The organism is Proteus myxofaciens ATCC 19692 (assembly GCF_001654855.1).
Taxonomy (GTDB): Bacteria; Pseudomonadota; Gammaproteobacteria; order Enterobacterales; family Enterobacteriaceae; genus Proteus; species Proteus myxofaciens.
Genome location: NZ_LXEN01000161.1, coordinates 1 through 2,593 on the forward strand (window position 1 = coordinate 1; position 2,593 = coordinate 2,593).

A 2,593-nucleotide genomic window follows, 5' to 3' on the forward strand; every position below is an offset into this window, starting at 1 on the left:
AACGTGACATTGACTCATTATAAACTCCAAAATACTTAGAACAGTTCTGTTTTATTGCATCATATTAATCTACCACGATGCGCGTCATCATGTTAGAGATCATCTACAGGTTAAAAATAAATATAACGCTAGCTTAAAATGTTAATAGAACGAGATTAATATGTTAATAATTATGTTATAAAACATAATCACAGCACCACACTTAATTAAATCAATCTAGTGGATATTTATGAATAGTCCAAATCAACAAAGTCATTCTGCACAAGCTTTTCATATTGCTTTTAGTGGGTTTTTGGCATTAGTTGTTGCAATGGGGATAGGGCGTTTTACTTTCACGCCACAAGTGCCTTTAATGATAGCGGAACACCAATTAACACTGACGAGTGCCAGTATTGTTGCCGCCTTTAACTATCTTGGTTATCTCGCAGGCTCTTATGATGCAATGAAAGCTGTAAAAGGTGTGGGATATCGATTATGGGGAGGATTATGGGGCGCCGTTATCATTACTCTGTTATCTGCGTTTTTAAATGATGCTTATACACATAGCATTGCGCGCTTTTTTATAGGATGGGCAAGTGGTTGGACATTAGTGCTGGTGGCATCATGGGCTAATGAACTACTGGCTCGTTTAAATCGTCCTGCGTTGAGTTTAGCTGTTTATGCAGGAACGGGTATCGGTATTTTTGTTAGTGGCATACTGGCAGTGTTGATTATGAAATGGCAATTAAGTGCAATGGCTGGTTGGCTAATTTATGGGACACTTGCTTTTATTTGTGCAATTTATGTTAGTTATCATTTACCCAAACCCTGGGCAATGGCACGTGATGAAGTTGTGGCTGAACCTTTAATATTAACGCCTGCTATGAAAAAATTAGTTTGGGGTTATACCTTTGCAGGTTTTGGCTATATTTTACCTGCTACTTTTCTTTCTCAAATGGCTGCAGAACGCTTTCCTGGTAGCTTAATTGCTCAATTTGTGTGGCCTGTTTTTGGTGCATCAGCAGCACTTTGTATCGGTATTGCTATATTAACTCGTCAGTTTTTAAATACGCAGTGGCGTTTAGCTATCACACTTTGGTTACAGGCATTAGGCATTATTATAGCCCAGTGTGTGCCAACGATTGCAGGATTAGCGCTAGGTGCTTTCTTAGTCGGTGGGGGATTGATGTGCGCTGTGCAATTAGCTTTTTTACGAGGTAAAGAATTAGCACCTAATCATGGGCGTTATATGGCAGGATTACTCACTACTTTTTATGCTATTGGTCAATTAGTAGGGCCTATTATTTCATCACTTTCAACGGCTTTAACAGGAAAGCTAGAGCCTGCATTATATATTGCTTTTATTGTGTTGATAGCCGGTGGCTTTTTGGTGTGTATAAATGAGAAAAAGTGTACTAAGGCATAAAAAGCATACAAAAATGTAATAATTTCATAACTAAAAATACTGTATTGCTGGATAATGTGATTGAGCTCATCTAAAGTGTAAGTTATCTTCGCGGATAGCGGAATGGATTAAATGTATTTATCGGAGAATCTAATGTCATCATTAAGTAAAGAGGCGCAAGACGTACATGCTGCGTTAGTGGAACACGGTTTAGAAACGCCTCTTCGTGAGCCTCAATTATCGCCTAGCGAGAGTAAACAACAAATAGAACATCACATGACCGAAGTGATGAAGCTGCTAAATCTTGATCTCAGTGATGACAGCTTAATGGAAACACCTAAACGCATTGCAAAAATGTATGTGGGTGAAATTTTCTCAGGTTTGGATTATCACAACTTTCCTAAAATCACACTCATCGACAATAAAATGCAAGTTGATGAAATGGTGACTGTTCGCGATATTACATTAACTAGTACCTGTGAACACCATTTTGTGACGATTGATGGAAAAGCAACCGTTGCTTATATTCCTAAAGATAAAGTGATTGGTTTATCAAAGATAAATCGTATTGTGCAATTTTTTGCTCAGCGCCCTCAAGTGCAAGAGCGTTTAACTCAGCAAATCCTTATTGCTTTGCAAGTATTATTAGGCACAAAAAATGTCGCTGTTTCTATTGATGCAGTACATTACTGCGTAAAAGCACGAGGTATTCGTGATGCTAATAGTGCAACAGCAACAACTTCTTTAGGTGGATTATTTAAATCGAGCCAGAATACTCGCCAGGAGTTTTTACGCGCTATTCGTCATCCTTAAAAAATACAGATTTGATGGATAATTCTTCACATCAACGTATTGAGGCTTTGGATGCGTTGAGAGGAATCGCTATTCTTGGCATTTTATTACTTAATATTTCTGGTTTTGCATTATTAAGAGTTGCCTCATTTAATCCACTGCATTCTGGTGAGGCTTCTTTCAGTGAGCGAATAACATGGATGTTATTGAATTTATTTGCCCAAGGAAAATTCCTTTTTATTTTTGCGCTTCTTTTTGGTGGTACACTTTATTTACTTTCATCAAGAAGTAAGGCGTGGAATATATCGCGCTTAGCAATCCTCACCTTAATAGGTATTTGCCATTCTCTATTTATTTGGGAAGGTGATATTCTTTTTCCTTATAGTGTGTGTGGTTTATTTTCTCTTTTTTTTATTC

General features: G+C 37.5%; 2 protein-coding genes and 1 pseudogene. All 3 read left to right on the forward strand.

Translation table 11 applies throughout. From position 1 onward, the window contains the following. Window positions 1-229: 229 nt before the first annotated feature. Window positions 230-1,405 (forward strand): YbfB/YjiJ family MFS transporter, encoded by a 1,176-nt coding sequence (locus M983_RS16290; RefSeq protein ID WP_066753494.1) that lies wholly within the window; start codon window positions 230-232, stop codon window positions 1,403-1,405. 132 nt (window positions 1,406-1,537) lie between these two features. Beyond that, window positions 1,538-2,197 carry a GTP cyclohydrolase I FolE gene (gene folE, locus M983_RS16295; RefSeq protein ID WP_066753503.1) on the forward strand — a complete coding sequence of 220 codons (660 nt, stop codon included), beginning with the start codon at window positions 1,538-1,540 and terminating at the stop codon, window positions 2,195-2,197. Window positions 2,198-2,211: 14 nt separating this feature from the next. After that, window positions 2,212-2,593 (forward strand): annotated as a pseudogene (locus M983_RS16300) (DUF418 domain-containing protein YeiB); the annotation flags it as partial.

What these genes read in the sequence shown, in the direction of transcription:
- folE (WP_066753503.1), top strand. Translation starts at nt 1,538, where the DNA reads ATGTCATCATTAAGTAAAGAGGCGCAAGACGTACATGCTGCGTTAGTG.
- M983_RS16290 (WP_066753494.1), top strand. Translation starts at nt 230, where the DNA reads ATGAATAGTCCAAATCAACAAAGTCATTCTGCACAAGCTTTTCATATT.